The organism is Luteitalea sp., from assembly GCF_044337415.1.
GTDB lineage: Bacteria > Acidobacteriota > Vicinamibacteria > Vicinamibacterales > Vicinamibacteraceae > Luteitalea.
In genome coordinates, this window is record NZ_JBIINP010000307.1 from 1 (window position 1) to 3,797 (window position 3,797).

Genomic DNA, 3,797 nt, shown 5'->3' on the forward strand with positions numbered 1-3,797 from the left:
GGCGTCTTCCTCGTCGACGGCCCGGCCGGACGACGCGAGGTGCCCGTGCCGACCTACGTCATGCCGGACGTGGTCAAGCGGTCTGCCGGCTATCACGCGGCCCCGGGGATGGACCTCGTGGACCTCTTCATCGGCGCCGAGGGCACGCTCGGCGTGATCACGGCGGCGGTCCTGCGCCTGCAGCCGGCACGCGCGGGGCTGTGCTACGCGCTGGTGCCCTGCACGGATGAGCTGGGCGCTCTCGCCCTGGTCGCCGACCTGCGTGATGCGTCGCGGGCGACCTGGCAGTCACACGACCCGGCTGGCATCGACGTCGCCGCGATCGAGCACATGGACGGCCGGTCGCTGCAGATCCTGCGTGAGGACGGTGCCGACCGGAAGTACGAGGTCAGCTGGCCGGCCAGCGCGGGACTGCTCCTGCTGATCCAGCTCGAGTTGCCGCCGATCAGCCAGGACGAGGCCTACGACCAGATCAGCAGCGCGCTCGACGAGGGTGGGCCCGACACGCCGCTTGCCCGCTTCTGCCGCGTGCTCGACCGTCATGGCGTGCTCGACGACACCGAGCTCGCGCTTCCTGGCGATCGCAAGCGCGCGGAGCAGTTGCTCGGCGTGCGCGAAGCCGTGCCCGCCGGCGTGAACGCGCGCGTTGGCCGCGCCAAGCGCGACATCGACGGCCGCATCGCCAAGACCGCCGCCGACATGGTGGTGCCCTTCGAGAAGTTCGGCGAGATGATGGCCATCTACCGCGAGGGCTTCGCCCGTCGGGGACTCGACGTCGCCACGTGGGGGCACGTGTCGGACGGCAACGTCCACCCCAACGTGCTGCCGCGCAGCTACGAGGACGTGGAAGCCGGCAAGGCCGCGATCCTCGAGTTCGGCGTCGAAGTGGCGCGCCTCGGTGGGTGCCCGCTGGCCGAACATGGCGTGGGCCGGCATCCCGTGAAGCAGGCGCTGTTGCGCCAGCTCTACGGTGACGAGGGGATCGAGCAGATGCGAGCCGTCAAGCGCGCGCTCGATCCGCAGGGGATTCTCGCGCCGGGCGTGCTGTTCAGCGCGTAGGGCGCAAGGGACAAGGGACGAGTACGCAAGTCACCAGGGCTACAAGGGACGCGGGACAGGAAAGAGCCAGGGAAAAGGGACCAGTACTCGAGTCACAAGGACTGCAAGTGCCAGGGGACCAGGAAGAACAGGGAGAAAAGACGAGGCGTGGCGGCACGCTTCCCTGGTCGAAGAGCTGTCTCCCGGTTCCTTGTCCCTCGTCTCTGGCAGTCCCTGTCCCCGGTCCCTTGCCTCCCTTGTGACTCGAGTACTGGTCCCTTGTCCCTGGCCTTCCTTGTTCACCGCAGGCGGATGCGGAACACGCTGGTGCGCGCGGTGATGTAGAGGGTCTTGCCGTCGGGGTCGCCGAACGCACAGTTGGCCGGGGTCTCGGGTGTCTCGATCACGCCGAGCGTCCTGCCCGCGGCGTCGAACACCCACACGCCGCCCGCGCCGGTCACGAACACGTGGCCCCGCGCGTCCACCTTCAGGCCGTCGGGGCCGCCCTGCGCGCCTGGCCACGGCGTCATCACGCCGAAGACACGCCCGTTGGTGAGGCGCCCGTCGGCCTGCACGTCGAAGGCCCGCACGTGCTGGCGCGCGGTGTCGGCCACGTAGAGCGTCTTGCCGTCGGGCGAGAATCCAAGGCCATTGGGCCGCTCGAAGTCGCTGGCCAGCAGCGTCAGTGTGCCGCTCGGCGAGAGGCGATAGACGCCGTTGACCTCGAGCTCCTTGCCTTCCTTCTGTTGCGGCAGGCCGTACGGGGGATCGGTGAAGTACAGCGACCCATCGCGCGCCTGGGCGAGGTCGTTGGGGCTGTTCAGCCGCTTGCCCTCGTGGCGATCGACCAACGTGGTGATGGTGCCGTCCGCCGCGGTCCGCGACACACGCCGCGCGGCGTGCTCGGCGGCCACGAGCCGCCCCTCGCGATCCCGCAACAGGCCGTTGGCCTGCTGGCTCGGCTCGCGATGGACCGAGAGGCCCTCGGTCGGGTGCCATCGCATGATGCGGTTGCGGGGGATGTCGGTGAACAGCAGGTACCCGCCGGGCATCCAGAGCGGCCCCTCGGTGAACCCGAGGTCGCCGACGACCTTCTCGACCGTCGCGCCCGGGGCGAGCAGGGCCGAGAGACCCTGGTCGGCCGGCCTGGCTGGTGGTGGAGTCGACGCGGCCGGTTGTGCCGACGCGTTCGTACCGATGATCAGAGTGACCGCGAGGGCACTGAGCAGGCGCATGCGTGGACTCTACCGCACCGTTCTCCGCTCCGGCGGGCAGTCGGACGGCAGGGACAAGGGACCAGTACGTACGTCACCAGGGCTACAAGGGACAAGGGACCAGTACACAAGTCACCAGGGCTACAAGGGACGAGGGACAAGGAACAGCAGGGACAAGGGATCAGGGGGGTGTGGCTGGATGCGTCGCTGGCCGAGGTCCTCTCCTTGCCCGTTGTCCCTGGCCGCCCCTGTCCCTGGTCCCTTGCCTCCCTTGTGACTCGAGTACGTGTCCCTTGTCCCTTGTTCCGCGCCATGCGCGTTACTGGCCGCGGAGCTTCTTCACGCAGGCCGTGAGGATGGCGATGAGTGCGGAGAGCTGTGCCCGCAGCGAGGCCAACTCCTCCGGGGCATGGCAGCGGCCGCCCCCCGCGACGACGTCGAGCCAGTACTCCGCTTCGAGCGCCTCCTTCAGCGCGCCCGCGCGGAGTGCCAGCAGGTGGCGCCGCGTGATCGCAGCATCTGCCTCCGCGCTGTGGGCGCCGATCGCAGTTCCTGCACGCAGCACCTGATCCAGCACTCGCGGCGCCAGCACCCGTCGCCGCTGCTCGCGCTCCACAAACCCGCACAGATCCACCGAAAACTGCCTCGAACGGGCTGTCAGGTCTCTCGCGGGCGCTGGCATGGCTACCCGTGATGCCGAGCAACGCGCATGCCAACCCGGGTCGAGTTGCGGTCCCCCGCAACTTGCCGACTCGTCCCTTGTCCCTCGCCGTCCCCGTCCCTCGTCCCTTGCCCCCCTTGTGACTCGAGTACGTGTCCCTTGTCCCTGGCCGTCCCCGTCCCTTGTCCCTTGCCTCCCTTGTGACTCGAGTACGTGTCCCTTGTCCCTTGTTCCCCACCCCGCTCCGGCGTACAAGGGGACGTGCGCACTCGTCTCCTTGCCGTTGCCTCCGCCGCCATTGCCGGACTCGGACTCGCTGCTGCCTGCTCGCGCGTGGCCGCCCCTGGCTCCTCTGCCACCAACCCGCCCGCCGATCCGGCGGCCTTCGTCGCGCAGGCCAACGCCACGCTGCTCGAGCAGGCCAATGCGCTCGCGCGGGCGCAGTGGGTCGCGGCCAACTTCATCACCGAGGACACCGAGCAGCTCTCCGCCGCCGCGAACACGGCCTACATCGCCACGTCGATGAAGCTGGCCAAGGACGCCGCCAGCTATCCCGTCGATGGCGGCGGCAACGCCGACGTCGCCCGCCAGCTCCTGCTGCTGAAGCTCGCAGCCAGCCCCCTGCCGGCGCCCAACGATCCCGCCCTCCAGCAGGAACTCACGCGCATCGTCGCCGGCATGGAAGCCGGGTACGGGCGCGGCAAGTACTGTCCTGCCGGCAAGGACTGCCAGACACTCGACGACCTGAGTCGCGTGATGGCGACCAGCCGCGATCCGAAGGCGCTGCGCGAGGCCTGGGAGGGCTGGCACGCGATTGCGCCGCCACTCAAGGCGCCGTACGAACGCTTCGTCCAGATCGGCAACCAGGGGGCGAAGGAACTCGG

At 69.4% G+C, this 3,797-nt stretch carries 4 protein-coding genes; 2 read left to right on the forward strand and 2 right to left on the reverse strand.

Features of this window, described 5'->3' with window-relative positions; genetic code table 11:
* The coding region (locus ACIRDX_RS21405) for an FAD-binding oxidoreductase (RefSeq protein WP_396627459.1) at positions 1–1,059 on the forward strand (1,059 nt) is incomplete at its 5' end.
* Between the two features lie 278 nt (positions 1,060–1,337).
* Here ACIRDX_RS21405 and ACIRDX_RS21410 read toward each other — a convergent pair.
* Positions 1,338–2,273, reverse strand: coding sequence for an SMP-30/gluconolactonase/LRE family protein (locus ACIRDX_RS21410; protein ID WP_396627460.1), 936 nt, complete (start codon positions 2,271–2,273; stop codon positions 1,338–1,340).
* Between the two features lie 298 nt (positions 2,274–2,571).
* A complete protein-coding gene (locus ACIRDX_RS21415; protein WP_396627461.1) occupies positions 2,572–2,934 on the reverse strand; it encodes a four helix bundle protein in 363 nt (120 codons plus the stop codon).
* Positions 2,935–3,174: 240 nt separating this feature from the next.
* Between ACIRDX_RS21415 and ACIRDX_RS21420 the strand changes: the two genes are divergently transcribed.
* The coding region (locus ACIRDX_RS21420) for a M2 family metallopeptidase (RefSeq protein WP_396627462.1) at positions 3,175–3,797 on the forward strand (623 nt) is incomplete at its 3' end.

Bases quoted from the DNA above. Each gene is read 5' to 3' on its own strand.
- ACIRDX_RS21410 (WP_396627460.1), bottom strand. From the start codon at position 2,273: ATGCGCCTGCTCAGTGCCCTCGCGGTCACTCTGATCATCGGTACGAAC.
- ACIRDX_RS21415 (WP_396627461.1), bottom strand. From the start codon at position 2,934: ATGCCAGCGCCCGCGAGAGACCTGACAGCCCGTTCGAGGCAGTTTTCG.